Source organism: Acetatifactor muris, assembly GCF_024623325.1.
GTDB classification, from domain to species: domain Bacteria; phylum Bacillota; class Clostridia; order Lachnospirales; family Lachnospiraceae; genus Acetatifactor; species Acetatifactor muris.
Genome location: NZ_JANJZD010000050.1, coordinates 14,807 through 28,345, shown reverse-complemented (window position 1 = coordinate 28,345; position 13,539 = coordinate 14,807). Strand labels below are relative to the sequence as shown.

General features: G+C 49.9%; 19 protein-coding genes and 1 pseudogene. 18 read left to right on the top strand and 2 right to left on the bottom strand.

From position 1 onward, the window contains the following. Positions 1-94 precede the first annotated feature (94 nt). Both NSB25_RS26470 and NSB25_RS26465 read left to right on the top strand, forming a co-directional pair. Entirely contained in the window at positions 95-367 is a 273-nt protein-coding gene (locus tag NSB25_RS26470) for a helix-turn-helix domain-containing protein (RefSeq protein WP_004060877.1), read from the top strand. Further along, complete coding sequence (locus NSB25_RS26465) at positions 327-704, top strand: TnpV protein (RefSeq protein WP_103242552.1); 378 nt, start codon at positions 327-329, stop codon at positions 702-704. The genes NSB25_RS26470 and NSB25_RS26465 overlap by 41 nt, the downstream gene beginning before the upstream one ends. Positions 705-744: 40 nt before the next feature. Here the strand turns inward: NSB25_RS26465 and NSB25_RS26460 are convergent, their stop codons facing one another. Then, positions 745-1,071 carry a helix-turn-helix domain-containing protein gene (locus NSB25_RS26460; protein ID WP_103242553.1) on the bottom strand — a complete coding sequence of 109 codons (327 nt, stop codon included), beginning with the start codon at positions 1,069-1,071 and terminating at the stop codon, positions 745-747. Positions 1,072-1,209: 138 nt separating this feature from the next. Between NSB25_RS26460 and NSB25_RS26455 the strand changes: the two genes are divergently transcribed. The 3 genes from NSB25_RS26455 (at position 1,210) to NSB25_RS26445 (ending at position 2,071) form a co-directional block, all read left to right on the top strand. Next, complete coding sequence (locus NSB25_RS26455; RefSeq protein WP_103242554.1) at positions 1,210-1,398, top strand: hypothetical protein; 189 nt, start codon at positions 1,210-1,212, stop codon at positions 1,396-1,398. Further along, the gene (locus tag NSB25_RS26450) at positions 1,380-1,568 is read left to right on the top strand and encodes a SymE family type I addiction module toxin (RefSeq protein WP_016292393.1); all 189 of its coding nucleotides are present in this window, start codon (positions 1,380-1,382) and stop codon (positions 1,566-1,568) included. The genes NSB25_RS26455 and NSB25_RS26450 overlap by 19 nt, the downstream gene beginning before the upstream one ends. Positions 1,569-1,669: 101 nt before the next feature. Continuing rightward, positions 1,670-2,071, top strand: coding sequence for a hypothetical protein (locus NSB25_RS26445; protein ID WP_103242556.1), 402 nt, complete (start codon positions 1,670-1,672; stop codon positions 2,069-2,071). Between the two features lie 91 nt (positions 2,072-2,162). Here the strand turns inward: NSB25_RS26445 and NSB25_RS26440 are convergent, their stop codons facing one another. Continuing rightward, on the bottom strand, positions 2,163-2,972 hold the full coding sequence (locus NSB25_RS26440) for a helix-turn-helix domain-containing protein (protein WP_103242557.1): 810 nt from the start codon (positions 2,970-2,972) through the stop codon (positions 2,163-2,165). Positions 2,973-3,624: 652 nt separating this feature from the next. Between NSB25_RS26440 and NSB25_RS26435 the strand changes: the two genes are divergently transcribed. The 13 genes and pseudogenes from NSB25_RS26435 to NSB25_RS26375 all read left to right on the top strand — a co-directional run bounded on the left by NSB25_RS26435 (position 3,625) and on the right by NSB25_RS26375 (position 13,524). Further along, positions 3,625-3,816, top strand: a complete 192-nt coding sequence (locus NSB25_RS26435) for a hypothetical protein (protein WP_103242559.1) — start codon at positions 3,625-3,627, stop codon at positions 3,814-3,816. Beyond that, positions 3,806-4,144, top strand: a complete 339-nt coding sequence (locus NSB25_RS26430; RefSeq protein WP_103242560.1) for a MarR family transcriptional regulator — start codon at positions 3,806-3,808, stop codon at positions 4,142-4,144. The genes NSB25_RS26435 and NSB25_RS26430 overlap by 11 nt, the downstream gene beginning before the upstream one ends. Then, positions 4,137-4,430, top strand: coding sequence for a DUF3847 domain-containing protein (locus tag NSB25_RS26425; protein ID WP_103242561.1), 294 nt, complete (start codon positions 4,137-4,139; stop codon positions 4,428-4,430). Before NSB25_RS26430 ends, NSB25_RS26425 begins: the two co-directional genes overlap by 8 nt. Next, positions 4,427-4,942, top strand: a complete 516-nt coding sequence (locus NSB25_RS26420) for a DUF5720 family protein (protein ID WP_103242562.1) — start codon at positions 4,427-4,429, stop codon at positions 4,940-4,942. Before NSB25_RS26425 ends, NSB25_RS26420 begins: the two co-directional genes overlap by 4 nt. Positions 4,943-5,519: 577 nt before the next feature. Then, entirely contained in the window at positions 5,520-6,059 is a 540-nt protein-coding gene (locus tag NSB25_RS26415; RefSeq protein ID WP_103242563.1) for a hypothetical protein, read from the top strand. Positions 6,060-6,077: 18 nt separating this feature from the next. Beyond that, complete coding sequence (locus NSB25_RS26410; protein ID WP_103242564.1) at positions 6,078-6,536, top strand: hypothetical protein; 459 nt, start codon at positions 6,078-6,080, stop codon at positions 6,534-6,536. A gap of 76 nt (positions 6,537-6,612) precedes the next feature. Further along, entirely contained in the window at positions 6,613-8,202 is a 1,590-nt protein-coding gene (gene mobQ, locus NSB25_RS26405) for a MobQ family relaxase (RefSeq protein WP_103242565.1), read from the top strand. 124 nt (positions 8,203-8,326) lie between these two features. Further along, positions 8,327-8,974: a CHC2 zinc finger domain-containing protein gene (locus NSB25_RS26400; RefSeq protein WP_103242566.1), complete on the top strand. Its 648-nt coding sequence runs from the start codon at positions 8,327-8,329 to the stop codon at positions 8,972-8,974. Next, positions 8,940-10,307, top strand: a complete 1,368-nt coding sequence (locus NSB25_RS26395; RefSeq protein ID WP_172455318.1) for a virulence-associated E family protein — start codon at positions 8,940-8,942, stop codon at positions 10,305-10,307. The genes NSB25_RS26400 and NSB25_RS26395 overlap by 35 nt, the downstream gene beginning before the upstream one ends. Positions 10,308-10,560: 253 nt before the next feature. After that, positions 10,561-10,758 carry a hypothetical protein gene (locus NSB25_RS26390; RefSeq protein ID WP_103242568.1) on the top strand — a complete coding sequence of 66 codons (198 nt, stop codon included), beginning with the start codon at positions 10,561-10,563 and terminating at the stop codon, positions 10,756-10,758. A gap of 6 nt (positions 10,759-10,764) precedes the next feature. Then, positions 10,765-12,429 (top strand): recombinase family protein, encoded by a 1,665-nt coding sequence (locus NSB25_RS26385; RefSeq protein ID WP_103242569.1) that lies wholly within the window; start codon positions 10,765-10,767, stop codon positions 12,427-12,429. A gap of 94 nt (positions 12,430-12,523) precedes the next feature. Beyond that, a pseudogene (locus NSB25_RS26380) lies at positions 12,524-12,607 on the top strand (Maff2 family mobile element protein); the annotation flags it as partial. A 74-nt stretch (positions 12,608-12,681) separates the two neighbouring features. Then, positions 12,682-13,524 (top strand): VirB6/TrbL-like conjugal transfer protein, CD1112 family, encoded by an 843-nt coding sequence (locus NSB25_RS26375; RefSeq protein ID WP_103242570.1) that lies wholly within the window; start codon positions 12,682-12,684, stop codon positions 13,522-13,524. Positions 13,525-13,539: the final 15 nt, after the last annotated feature.

Below are 13,539 nucleotides of genomic sequence, written 5' to 3'. Positions count from 1 at the left end.
ACCGGCGATACCGTCAAGAAATATTTGTGAGTTAGCAAGAAACCTGATATAATGGGGGCAAGCGCCCATCCGGGGCAGAAAGGCAGGGAGAAACATGCACATCAGCTACAAACCGCTCTGGCACACACTGATAGAGCGCAACATGAGGAAAGAAGATTTAAGGCTTGCCGCTGGCCTGACCACAAATATGATTGCCAACATGGGCAAAGAAGGGAAACATATCAGCATGGACACACTTGCCCGTATTTGTGAAACACTGGATTGTGGCATTATGGACGTGATTGAGCTGGCCAGTGACGAGCCTTCCGCCACAGGAGGGAACGATAATGGAAAAACTGAAAGAAAGAATCACAGAGAACGGCATTGATTATATTCTGGCAGGTGATTACTATATCCCGGACTTGAAGCTGCCGGAGGAGAACCGCCCCATCGGACGCTATGGGAGGCTGCACCGGGAATATCTCAAACAGGAGCATCCGGCACGGTACAGTTCCCTTATTTTGACCGGGACATTATGGATATACCTTGCCGACCTGAACGAGCAGGCGGAAGAACGGCTTAACTTAATCATTGAGCAGATGAAAGCCGCCGAAGGAGTGACCGAGGAACTGAAAGCCCGGAACCAGCTTGAATGGGTAGGCCGGATGAACAATATCCGCAACCGGGCAGAGGAAATCATAAACAGTGAGTTGATTTATATTTGATTGGATGTGGAAAGACCAGCCGACTACCCGGCTGGTCTTTCTAACCTTCCCTGCGCTCCAATACCGCCCGAATCATGGCAACGGCGATTTCCTGCTGGCTGGGCGACGTGCTTTCCCACAGCTCTGCCAGCTCCCGTATCTTGCTGACCTCATTATCTTCCAGCGCATCCCGCAGCAGATAATCAGGGGAGATTTTCAGTGCGTTGCAGATATTGATAAATACGGGCAGACTGGGAACCTTTATCCCGCCTTCAATCTGCCGGAGGTAAGTTGCGTTGATATTGCACAGCTCCGAGAGCCTGTCCGCCGTGAATCCCCGGTCTTTCCTCACCATGTTGATACGTTTGCCTAATCCTTTACCTTCCATAATGCCACCCATTTCATAAGCTATTAGCATTTATTTTGTACACTTTTAGACTACATCACACTTAGGGATTGCAATAGATTCTAAAAGACTATATAATATTAGCTAGTAGACTATAAACTATGAAAGGGGAACAACAGAATGGAACTGAACTATTTTAGGGACAGGCTTTTTGATTTACTAAACGACAGTGAAGGGATGGGGATTGTTGACCTGAACGCAGATGAGCGGAACAGCCTGCTCACTGTCAGGACAGAGGACGGGAATGTATTTGAAATCGTATGCCGACAGGCAGCGGGGAAGGAGGACGGATGGACGACCGCAAACTGACTGTATGCTATGGACGTGGCAATTACAAGCAATCTCCGCCGCAGATTCTTTTACAAGGTAAGTGGCTGGAACAGGCTGGATTCTCCGCAGGGGACAAAATCACCGTGAAATGCCAGCAGGGGCAGCTTATCATCACAAAAAACGGAACAAGAGCAGATTCAACAGAATAATGTTTATGATACAATGATTTTTTCGGAAAATCTATTCCCTCTGGAAAGTGACTGCGGTATAATGAAGCTATCGACAAATCGGAATAGGGAGGTAAATTTATATGAGTGATTTTGCTATTCGTTTTCTTAATAGTGAAGGGGAACCTATTACACAAGAAACTGTAGACAAACTGGTGTGCAAAATTCGGGAAAATCATTGTAGGTCTGCATGGTTAGCTTTGGATGAATATGGCGAAGAGGATTTTCTATCTGTAGATATTGAGAATGATTGGGCGGCTCTGGCTTTTAACACATATGGTGAAGATGAAGAGGCTCATATGTATATGCCTGTCAATTCCGAATATGGTACATCCAAAGAGGACGCTCCTGTAAATATCAGCGGACAGACTCCAGTTCTCAAGCGAAATGCGCTCAATGATTTGAATCTGGTTGCTGAATGTGTTCTCCATTTTGCTAAAACAGGAGAGCTGTATCCAAAGTTGAAGTGGGAGGAAGTAGCGTAAAAAACACAACTTCCAGTTTGTGCGCTTAAAAATTGAATAAGAACCACCCAAAATGCCGTTGCATGGAAAAATCCCAAGCAACGGCATTTCCTTATCTCCGTTTCATTCTGCTCAACGGTGAATCCTTATATGCCGGAGTTTTCTTCATAACATTTTTCAGAACCGTGCGCTCCTGCTCCGACAGCTTCTCATACCGGATTTGTAGCTGCGTACACATCAGGGCAGTGAACACATCCAGATAGGAACCCGGCACGGCCAGCGCCTTCTTTGCGTCCTTGATTAGCTTCATGCCATTGGAGCCGTCCGGCGCACTATCCGTATCATTCTTGTGCGTTTCCCTTATGGCATGGAGGATAGTGTCCCAAGTCCGGTGCGTGACCTGACAGAAATAATCTTCTTCCTGTACCTGCATAGCTTCCAACGCCTTTAACGCAGCATCTTCCTCCACCGGCTGATATTGGGAAAGGACTTGCCCCCGCAGGACTTCCAGAAGGCTGTTGAAGTTTTGGAAGTGGGCGGTTGCCACACCATCTACATAAATTTCCGTGTCCGTCATCAGGGTAATAAAATCCTCATGTGTGGCAATCTCACACAGCAGCCGGTTGTTGATACGCCCGCTTTTCAACAGCTCCACCATGCTGTCACTCAAATGCAGCTCCGTAAGTTCCATGCCCGGATGGTTCCGGTTCTCTGTCAAGCAGAGCAGGTAATCCGTTGACACACCGTAAAACTTTGCCAGCTCCACAAGGTTTTTGTGGCTGATTTCCTTTAGTTCGTCATTCTCATAGCTTCCCAAGGCTGATTTGGAAATCCCCGTAACCGCCGCCAGTTCCTCTAATTTTAAATGCCGCTCCGTCCTTAAATCCTTTAACCGCTCCTGAACCGTTATCCCCTGTTTCATGGCTTCCTGCTCCTTTCCAGCGGCCAGCTTTTGCCGCCATCCCCATTGTACCACATATCCATGCCGGGCGCATTTCCCTTTGTGATTCTTTTCAAAGGCGCAAAATGCGCTTTTGATTTGCCCGGATTTTCAGAAGTGCAAAATGCACATCTGATTTTTGCACCCGTCCAGCAGGAAGCCTTTTCCGCAATCGTGGAATTTTTCAGATTTTGGGCTTCATTCCTGATTCGTGGACATACGGCACATGGTACAAAAATGTCATATGATATAGGCAGTTCATCGATGGATTATTCCAATCGAATGACCGGCCTGTATGGGATATGCTCCCCGGCGATGTAACGCAACGACTTCCGGCAGGGAAACGGAGGAACCCTGACCGGAACGAGCGTACCAAGGAGAGCGAAACGCCGCCAAAGACGGGGGCAGGAACGACAGCAGAGGGAACCGGCAAAATGAACACCGAAACGATACCGAAACACAACAATTTCACGGGGCATAGTCTGCCCTGTCCGTAATACTAAGGGGGATTTTGGGGCGGCTCTACGGCTGTATTTCCCCTGAAAATCGCCCCGAAACGATACACAAAAAACCACTGCCCGCCCATTCCGGCTGTTACTGCTGAATCGGGCGGTTTTTCTATGAAGGAGGCACCATGCCGAGAATGTCAAAGAAGTTGAAGAAAGAGCTTGCTTTCTTCCTGAACGACCGGGGGCGCAGAAGCTACAATGAACTCTGCCGGAAATGCCAGCATGAATGTAAGCAGGGTTTCCGGGCTGTCATTATCGACTGCCCCCGCTACCAATCCAAACGAGCCAAAAGGAGGACACCATCCAATGAATTGTGAATTTATGATAGCCAGTACGCCCCTGCCGCCCTGTATGCCGCTCCCAAAGGCAATGCTCCGGCTTCCGGTCAGCAATACGGCAAAGGTCATGTACGCCCGCCTGTTGGATGAAATCCTGACAAGGGGAACCGAGGACAGCAACAGGATTCTGTTCATCCGCTTCCCCGTCATGGAGATAGCGGCGGCACTCTCCCGAAGCCCCCAGACCTGCAAGCGTTCACTGAACGAGCTGGAACAGGCCGGGATGATTATGCGTGTCCGTCAGGGCATCGGGGAGGTCAGCCATATGTATATCCTGCTCCCGAAGGAGGACACCGCCCATGAATGAAAAGCTGGAAAAACTGAATCAGGAAATTGAAAAGACCGAAGCCAGACTGCGGCGGGCGCAGCATAAGGAGAAAATGCTGGAACACCAGATAAAGACGCTGAACCGGAAGGAACGGACACACCGGCTATGTACCAGAGGGGCTATGCTGGAAAGCCATCTCCCCCACCCGGAATCCGTGACGGATGGGCAGGTCAGCACCATCTTAAAAGTCCTGTTCTGCCGGAGCGACACCAAACGTCTTGTGGAACAGGTTCTTGCAGAAAACTGGAAGGAGGACGCAGAGTGAAATTTTCAAAAAGTGAACTGGACATCATCTATCAATATGCCGCACCGACCAAGGCGGAAACCCTTGCGGGCATGAAAGAAACCGTGCCGGTGATAAAGGACTTACTGACAAAGGCAATCGTGGAGAACGCCATCCGAAAGCTGGAAAAGATACCGGAGCCGGAGTGCAGCCAGTTTGTTGCCGCCACAAAAGCCCGGTTCCTTGCAGAGCGTGACAATTCCATCCGCCAGCGGCTTGCGGCGGCAAAGGCACAGGAGCCAATCATGCAGGGGCATGACCTGTTAGGGATAGAACGGTTCCACCCGGAAACCCGGCACATGATTACGCTGGAAGTACAGAAGCAGTGCTTTGTCGGTTTTAAGGGGGAGCGGTTCCGTTTCTTCCTCTCCGATGAAGGCTACCGGAACGCAAAACGCAGCGAGCAGGAAGGGGAAATCAAGATAAAGAGTCATGCTGCCGTTGTCGCCGGGAAGCTCTATCCCGACAAGAAGCCGAAACAGCAGGAACGGTAAAAAGCCCGTTCCAGAATCAAAGTGCGCCGGGCGCGTCTTGATTTTGCAAGGGAAGTTTTAACGTGGACGAGTCAGGCGCGCTCACATTGGCGGCTTTCCATGTGTGAAAAATCAGAACGAGCCGGGCGCGTTCTGATTTATGCCGCCTATGGCGTAATTGGTACGGCTGATTTCCAACTGCCATAAACTCCACTTGCAATTTTGGCTTCCAAAGCGACAAGCTGGAAAATCCCCCTCTGAAAGAGGGCGCAATTATACACCACCCAGAGGTTGGTGAATTGCGTTCTCCGAAGGCTCCTTGCCGGAGGGCTGTGATTTTCCGCAGTCATGGTCTGCTCCAAATCAAACAGGGGACGCTACGCTTCCCCTGCACTGGCTGCCGCCAGCTACCCTTTTGCCTTTGAATAATCGAATAAATTTATTAGTTTTTTGTTGTGCTTATTCTATAATGATATTGACATAAATAAAAAAATATAGTAGAATATGCACAAAAAGAGGAAAAGGGAGGGATACTGATGATTTTATAAAATAAGCCGTAATTGTAATCTATGTGTAATAATGATTAAGGAGGATACCCATGAAGAAGTTTTTAACATTTTTATTAACTTGTGTTCTTTTTATTACATCTTCAATGCCAGTTTTTGCAATGACAAATGATAAAGTTTCTACAGAAACGCAAGTTGAAATTCCAGTTTTACAGTTTGACAGTAAGGAAGATTTTGAACAATATTGTTATACTCTTTCAAAAGAGAAATCAACCAGAGGGGCAACCGTTATTTATGCTTCCGTGATTAGAGATGGCACAAGTGAGGATTGTGAGTTATACCTATTGTGGGAAGGTGACGAAATGTACAATGCTTTTAGATATAAAAAAATACAGGTTAAAAGTGCTAACCTATTATCAAGTAAAGTTTATAAAACATTTGGAGACGGCACCAATTACACTACCAAAAATACAACCGCTGCGTCTGTTGGGTCTGTAAAAATAGGTGATTTCAAATTAGATAGTGATATTGAAAAAGTTAAAGTAACTTCAAAAGGCTTACAGGGGTATAATATGAAATCTCTATCATGGTTATCAGGAGTAGAATTTTCGGGAACTGTTACCATTAATTAAGCAGGAAAAATATATATTATGAAGCAAAGATATGAATTTATAAGAAATTATAAATCTCAAATTATTCCGGGTTTTAAATCTTTTGAGGAAACATTGAAATGGTTGTCTGAAAAAGTTGATATTATAGAAATACCATTAAGTAGTTTTACAAATTTCTTTTTAGAAAGCCAAAAATTTAATGCTATAAATGCAATTACTAATAACAATTTGCATTTATCTTCAGAAGATTTTGAGTTTATAGCATACAAATTACTATCTACATCAAAAAATGAGGCTTATAATGAAAAATTAGAAGATGAAAAATTTGTTTATATTTTATTTGAGCTAAGAACAAGGTATGTTATAAGCAATAGTGCTAAACTTCAATTAGAAATAGTGATTCAGCAAGGTATTGGTCAATATGATTATGAAAATAATACAGAATATTTGTTGTATTATATTAGCTGTATTGATAGACTAAAAAACAAGGAATATTAAGCAATAAGCAGGAAATCTGAAAAAAGGTCTCCTGCTTTTTTTCTGCCCGGAATCCGGGAGAAAGGAGGGCGCACACTTGCCATGCCCGCACTGTAAAATCACAATCATTAAGCGGAGCAACAATGAATCCGCTGTTTCTGCCGCCGCCTACCAGAGCGGCGAGAAACTGTTCTCTGAATACGACCAAGAGCAGAAACACTATCCCTACAAGAACGAAGTCACCCACAAAGAAATCATGCTCCCGCCCCATGTGCCGCCGGAGTATGCAGACCGCAATACTTTATGGAACTCTGCCGAAGCACAGGAAAAGCAATGGAACTCCCAGCTTGCCCGGAGGTTCGTGCTTGCCATCCCAAGGGAAATCCCATCGGAACAGCACGCCGACCTTATCCGTGACTACTGCCGGGAGTTTTTTGTTTCCAAAGGCATGATAGCCGATTTTGCCATCCATGACAAAGGGGACGGCAACCCCCACGCCCATATCCTGCTCACCATGCGGGCGATGGACGAAAAAGGCAGATGGCTCCCCAAATGCCACAAGGTATATGACCTTGACGGGAACGGCGAAAGAATCCGGCTCCCGTCCGGCAGATGGAAAAGCCACAAGGAGAACACCGTAGACTGGAACGACCGGAAGTATGCCGAAATCTGGCGGCAGGGATGGGCGGACACGGCCAACCGCTATCTGGAAGCCAACGACCGCCCGGAACGGCTTGACCTGCGCTCCTATGCCCGACAGGGGATTGATAAAATCCCCACCGTCCACATGGGGCCAGCCGCCTGCCAGATGGAGAAGAAAGGAATCCAGACCAACGTTGGCAACCTGAACCGGGACATCAAAGCCGCCAACTCCCTCATGCAGTCCATCCGCCAGATGGTGCGCCACTTAAAAGGCTGGATTGCCGATTTAAAAGAGAAAAAAGCCGCCCTGATGGAAGCATTGGAGCAGACGAAGGAACCGACCATACCGGAGCTGCTCTCACAGTATTTAGAACTGCGGAGCGGACAGCGTGCCGACTGGACTTCCAGAGGGAAGCTCAAAGGCACAGTTGCCGACTTCAACAGGGTACAGGCGGCAATGGAGTTTCTGCGGGAAAAAGGAATCTCCACCATAGAGAGCCTTGACACCCGGCTGGACGAAATCAGCCAGACCGCCGTTTCTGTCATGGAGAGCGTGAAAAAAAGCGAGAAGCGTATCAAAGCCATCGACACCATGTTGTCCTATATTGACAAATACGAAGCAAACAAGCCAGTCCATAAGGAGTACGCCGCTATCGGCTGGAAGAAGAAAAAAGAGCAGTTTGCAGAGAGCCACCGGGAGGAACTGGACGCTTACCATGCCGCCATCCGGTATTTTAAAGCCAACCTGAAAGGCAATTCCTACTCTCGCAAAGATTTGGAAGCGGAACGGGAACAGCTTGCTTCTGCCCTGCCGGAACAGGGGGAGGAACTGGAAGCGGTTCAGGCAGATGTAAAAGTGCTGCGGGATGTGCGCCGCTGGCTCAATCAGGTATTGCCATCCGAGCAGTACCGACAGACCGCCGAGCCGGGGAAGAAACCGTCCGTACAGGGGAACCTGAAAGGGCGGCAGGAACGCATCCGGCAGGAGCAGGCAGAGAAACGCCAGCCGCCCCGGACACAGAAACAACAGAATATGGAACTTTAAACAGGCACTTGTTTTGTGATTGTAAATCGCTGGCAAGTGCTTGTTCATTTGAACAAGACGGATTTACAGACAACGTGAACGACATTGTGTCGCTCACGTTGGGATTATCAGGAGGGAACGCCTATTGAACGTATTTGAAGCCGTGAAACAGTCCGTCACCACAAGGCAGGCTGCGGAGCGTTACGGAATCAAAGTAAACCGGAATGGGATGTGCGTCTGTCCATTCCATAACGATAAGAACCCAAGCATGAAGGTTGACCGCCGCTTTTACTGTTTCGGCTGCGGAGCCACCGGGGACGTGATTGACTTTGTTTCCCGGCTCCACGGTATCGGCAGTAAAGAAGCCGCACTCATGCTGGCACAGGACTTCTCCATCCCCTATGAGGACGGGAGGAACGCCGGGAAGCAGCCCATAAGGCCACGCCTGCGGAGGGAAACGGAGGAACAGAAATTTAAGCGCATGGAGCGGCACTGCTTCCGGGTGCTGTCCGACTATTACCATCTTCTGCGCCGCTGGAAGGAAGAATACGCCCCCAAACAGCCGGATGAAGCATGGAATCCCCGGTTTATAGAAGCCCTGCAAAACATGAGCCGTCTGGAATATCTGATGGACGTACTTCTATCGGGGGAACTTCCAGAGCGGGCAGCCCTTATCACAGGACACGGAAAGGAAGTGAGGAACCTTGAAAGACGGATGGCAGAACTTACCGCCCCAGATACGGCAGGAAATAGCGAACATGGCAGACAGCGCAGAGCCGCCCCGGAGCATTGAGGAAGTAAAGGCCATGCTGGAAACCACCGAGAAAGGCGGCTTCCGCAACAGCATGAGCAACTGCCTGACCGTGTTCCAGTGCGACCCGCTCCTTTCTGGGGCGGTTGCCTACAACCTGCTGACCGACCGCACCGATATTTTAAGGCCAATCGGCTACAAAAGAGCCACCGGAAGCCCCATGACCGACACGGACATGAAATATATCCGGCTGTATCTAGAAAAGACCTATGGCCTGACAAGCGAGAAAAAGATACAGGACGCCGCCGACCTTGCCGCCAATGAGAACAGCTACCACCCTGTCCGGGATTATTTAAACGGCCTGACATGGGACGGAACCGGGCGGATACGCTCCTGCCTGCGTCACTTTCTGGGAGCCGGTGAGGACGATTACACATACCAATCCCTGCGCCTGTTTTTGTTGGGAGCCATCCACCGGGCATTTTCCCCTGGCTGCAAGTTTGAAGTCATGCTCTGTCTGGTAGGCGGTCAGGGAGCCGGGAAGTCCACCTTCTTCCGTCTGCTGGCAGTCAAAGACGAGTGGTTTTCGGACGATTTGCGGAAACTGGACGATGACAACGTATACCGGAAGCTGCAAGGTCACTGGATAATCGAAATGTCGGAGATGATTGCCACCGCAAACGCAAAGAGCATAGAGGAAATCAAGTCATTTTTGAGCCGCCAGAAGGAAGTCTACAAGATACCCTACGAAACCCACCCGGCAGACCGCCCAAGGCAGTGCGTGTTTGGCGGCACGTCCAATGCCCTTGACTTCCTGCCCCTTGACCGCTCCGGCAACCGCCGTTTTATTCCCATACAGGTATGCCCGGAGCAGGCGCAAATCCATATCTTAGAGGACGAAGCCGCTTCCAGAGCCTATTTAAACCAAGTGTGGGCGGAAGCGATGGAGATTTACAAAAGCGGCAGATGGAAGCTGACATTCAGCCCGGAAATGGTGCGCTATCTAAAGGAACATCAGCGGGACTTTATGCCGGAGGACACCAAAGCCGGGATGATACAGGCTTTCCTTGACAGCTACCCCGGCGATACGGTCTGCTCCAAACAGCTATACAAAGAAGCCCTGAACCATGATTTTGACGAGCCGAAACAATGGGAAATCCGGGAAATCAACGAGATAATGAACCAGTGCGTCACCGGCTGGAAGTATTTCTCCAATCCCCGGATGTTTGCCGGATACGGCAGACAAAAAGGATGGGAACGGGAGCAAAAGGCAAAAGCTGACGCTTGCGCCTTGACAACGGACACCGGCAACGGGGCGGGAAAAACCCCGGAGGGATTTATGCCGGTGCCGGAGCAGATGGAACTTCCATTCTGAAAAAATCCGGCAAAAGACAGCCCGTTGCACACTTCGTTGCTATCCCGTTGCCGGGCCGGTTGCCGGGGAAAATCCCGTAACTATCGGCTTTTCTCCCCTTTAACAACCAAAGCAACAGAAAAATAAAAGAAAAAGTATAAAATAACCCAACTGCCAGACAAGGATTCGTTCCAAGGTTTTTTGAAGCCCGTTGCCGGACTTCGTTGCCGACCTTCCCTGTCTGGCTGTTTTCATGTATGGAGGACAACTGCCTATGGCGAAAAATAAAACAGAGATTCATGTCACCACAGTATTTGACGGCGAGCTGGACGCTACGGACGTTTTCGTGAGCCTTATCGCACAGAAGCACAGCAGAAAAATAGATAAAGAATATCTTGCTAAAACACAAGAAATGAGATATAATAAAGACGAGGTTCAATGTGACCGTGTTCCGTCTGGATTGTGCGGGTAAACGGTTATGATGAACACTTTTGAATATGCAGGGATGGACACACTTCTTGCCGGGAGCTTCCGGGCGGCTATCTATTGCAGGCTGTCCAAGGACGACGACCTTGACGGGACGAGTGCCAGCATCGAGAACCAGCGGGATATGCTGGAAAAGTTCTGCCAGAAGCAGGGATGGGAGGTTACGGCAGTCTATCAGGACGATGGCTTTACCGGCTTGAACATGGAACGCCCCGACCTGAAACGGATGTTGAAAGCCATTGAGCGGAAACAGGTAAACCTTGTCATTACAAAGGATTTATCGAGGTTAGGACGGAACTACTTGCAGACCGGGCAGCTTATCGAGGATTTCTTCCCAAGGAACGGCGTGCGCTATATCGCCATGAATGACGGCATCGACACCATGCGGGACAACAACGACATTGCGCCCTTTAAAAATATCCTGAACGAGATGTACAGCAAGGATATTTCCAAGAAAGTCCATTCTTCCTATGTGCTAAAGGCGCAGAAAGGGCAGTTCACCGGCTGTATCGCCCCATTTGGCTACAAGAAAGACCCGGAGGACAAGAATCACCTTCTCATTGACGGGGAAACCGCCCCCGCTGTCCGGCAGATTTTTGGGTGGGCATTGGAAGGGAGAGGCCCCAACTACATCCGGCGCAGGCTGGAGCAGCAAAAAATCCCCTGCCCCACATGGTGGAACCGGAAGCGGGGACACCGGAACATCCGCACCAAATGGGAAAAGAAAGACCCGGAAAACGGGCGGTACGTCTGGGACTTCTCCGTGATTAAGGAAATCCTGATGAACCCCGTCTACACCGGCGCAATCGCTTCCCAAAAGACCGAGTACCGCTTTAAAATCGGCACTATCCGGGATAAGAAGCCGGAGGACTGGATTGTGGTGGAGGGGACGCATGAGCCGCTGGTGGACAAAAAGGACTTTGCGATTGTGCAGGAAAAACTGAAATCCCGCCAGCGACCGGGCAAATCCGGGGAAATCAACCTCTTTGCAGGGCTGATAAAATGCGGGGAGTGCGGAAAGGCTCTCACCATCCGCACCACGCATGAGAAGTTCCCGAAGCGTATTTTCTCCTGCAAGACCTATAATGCCTATGGGAAGCAGCACTGCACACAGCACCGGGTTGAATTTGACACGCTCTATTCTCTTGTGCTGAACAAAATCCGGGAGTGCGCCGCCGCTGCCCTGACAGACAGTGAAGCAGTAGCCGGACGGCTGACCGATACCTGCCATGCCAGGCAGAAAGACCAGCGGGAAGCGATGGAGCGCACCCTTGCCAAAGACGAAGAACGGATTGAAATGCTGGAAAAAATGGTGCTTCGGCTCTATGAGGACATGGTAGCCGGACGAATCACAGAAGCAAACTTCAATCTCCTGCTGGAAAAGACACAGAAGGAACAGGCGGAATTAAAAGCCAAGGTTGAGGAAGGCCGGAAACGCCTTGCCGATGAAATCCGGCTTGCCGTGGACGCAAGGCAGTGGGTGGAATCCATACAGGAATACCGGGACATCACCGTGCTGGACGCTTCCATCCTGAACCGCCTGATGAAAGAAATCGTTGTCCATGAAACCATAGACAGCGACAAGACAAGACACATTTCCATCGAAATTCATTTTAATCTCAAACCCATACCGGAAGTGGAGCAGGTCACAGGCTGACCGCTCCCCGCTCCGGGGAGGTTCTTTAAAAACTCCATATATATTTCTTGACGTGCCGCCGCCCGCCAGAAAGCTGTATTGTTCCTACTAATTGGGGATAACACAGCTCATGGCGGGCGGCGGCGTTGCCCTCATCGGCATGGTGCTTGTACCCCTGCTCTCCGGTCTGTTCGGCTAATCCCCGCACCGGAAACAACCCATACCTTTGCCCCTCCCGCAGACGCGGGAGGGGCGGAAAGGAGGTAGCACTGTATGGATTTTCTGCTGGATGCAATCACCACCTGGCTGAAAGAAATGCTGGTGGGCGGCATAATGAGCAACCTTTCCAGTATGTTCGATTCGGTCAACAACCAGGTGGCGGACATATCGGGGCAGATCGGGCAGACGCCCCAGGGCTGGAACGCGGGTATTTTCAGCATGGTACAAAGCCTTTCGGAAACGGTCATTCTCCCCATAGCAGGCGTGATCCTGGCCTTTGTAATGACGCTGGAGCTGATTCAGATCATCACCGACAAGAACAACTTCCACGATATTGAAACCGCTGTGTTTTTCAAGTGGATATTCAAGACCGCCTGTGCCATCCTCATTGTCACCAACACCTGGAATATTGTTATGGGCGTGTTTGATGTGGCCCAGGGCATCGTGGCCCAGGCTTCCGGCGTCATCGGCGCGGACGCTTCCATCGACATTTCCTCCGCGATGGCGGATTTGGAGCCGCTGTTCGGGCTGTGGTTCCAGTCCCTGTTTATCGGCCTTACCATGTGGGCGCTGACCATCTGTATTTTTATCGTCATTTATGGCCGTATGCTGGAAATATATCTCGTCACCTCGGTCGCGCCGGTCCCGATGGCCGCTATGATGGGCAGGGAATGGGGCGGCATGGGGCAGAATTACCTGCGTTCCCTGATGGCGTTAGGCTTTCAGGCGTTCCTCATTATGGTCTGCGTGGCAATCTACGCGGTCCTGGTGCAGAACATCGCCACCGACGAGGATACGATTGCCGCCATCTGGTCCTGTGTGGGATATACAGTCCTGCTCTGCCTGACCCTCTTTAAGAGCGGCAGCATGGCAAAGGCAATCTTCCAGGCCCACTGACGAAAGGAGTGTGCA

Coding starts and splice junctions, on each gene's coding strand:
- NSB25_RS26410 (WP_103242564.1), top strand. CDS start 6,078: ATGAAGCAAAGATATGAATTTATAAGAAATTATAAATCTCAAATTATT.
- NSB25_RS26440 (WP_103242557.1), bottom strand. CDS start 2,972: ATGAAACAGGGGATAACGGTTCAGGAGCGGTTAAAGGATTTAAGGACG.
- NSB25_RS26425 (WP_103242561.1), top strand. CDS start 4,137: ATGAATGAAAAGCTGGAAAAACTGAATCAGGAAATTGAAAAGACCGAA.
- NSB25_RS26470 (WP_004060877.1), top strand. CDS start 95: ATGCACATCAGCTACAAACCGCTCTGGCACACACTGATAGAGCGCAAC.
- NSB25_RS26385 (WP_103242569.1), top strand. CDS start 10,765: ATGATGAACACTTTTGAATATGCAGGGATGGACACACTTCTTGCCGGG.
- NSB25_RS26430 (WP_103242560.1), top strand. CDS start 3,806: ATGAATTGTGAATTTATGATAGCCAGTACGCCCCTGCCGCCCTGTATG.
- NSB25_RS26455 (WP_103242554.1), top strand. CDS start 1,210: ATGGAACTGAACTATTTTAGGGACAGGCTTTTTGATTTACTAAACGAC.
- NSB25_RS26395 (WP_172455318.1), top strand. CDS start 8,940: ATGGCAGACAGCGCAGAGCCGCCCCGGAGCATTGAGGAAGTAAAGGCC.
- NSB25_RS26445 (WP_103242556.1), top strand. CDS start 1,670: ATGAGTGATTTTGCTATTCGTTTTCTTAATAGTGAAGGGGAACCTATT.
- NSB25_RS26450 (WP_016292393.1), top strand. CDS start 1,380: ATGGACGACCGCAAACTGACTGTATGCTATGGACGTGGCAATTACAAG.
- NSB25_RS26465 (WP_103242552.1), top strand. CDS start 327: ATGGAAAAACTGAAAGAAAGAATCACAGAGAACGGCATTGATTATATT.
- NSB25_RS26375 (WP_103242570.1), top strand. CDS start 12,682: ATGGATTTTCTGCTGGATGCAATCACCACCTGGCTGAAAGAAATGCTG.
- NSB25_RS26390 (WP_103242568.1), top strand. CDS start 10,561: ATGGCGAAAAATAAAACAGAGATTCATGTCACCACAGTATTTGACGGC.
- NSB25_RS26415 (WP_103242563.1), top strand. CDS start 5,520: ATGAAGAAGTTTTTAACATTTTTATTAACTTGTGTTCTTTTTATTACA.
- NSB25_RS26435 (WP_103242559.1), top strand. CDS start 3,625: ATGCCGAGAATGTCAAAGAAGTTGAAGAAAGAGCTTGCTTTCTTCCTG.
- NSB25_RS26460 (WP_103242553.1), bottom strand. CDS start 1,071: ATGGAAGGTAAAGGATTAGGCAAACGTATCAACATGGTGAGGAAAGAC.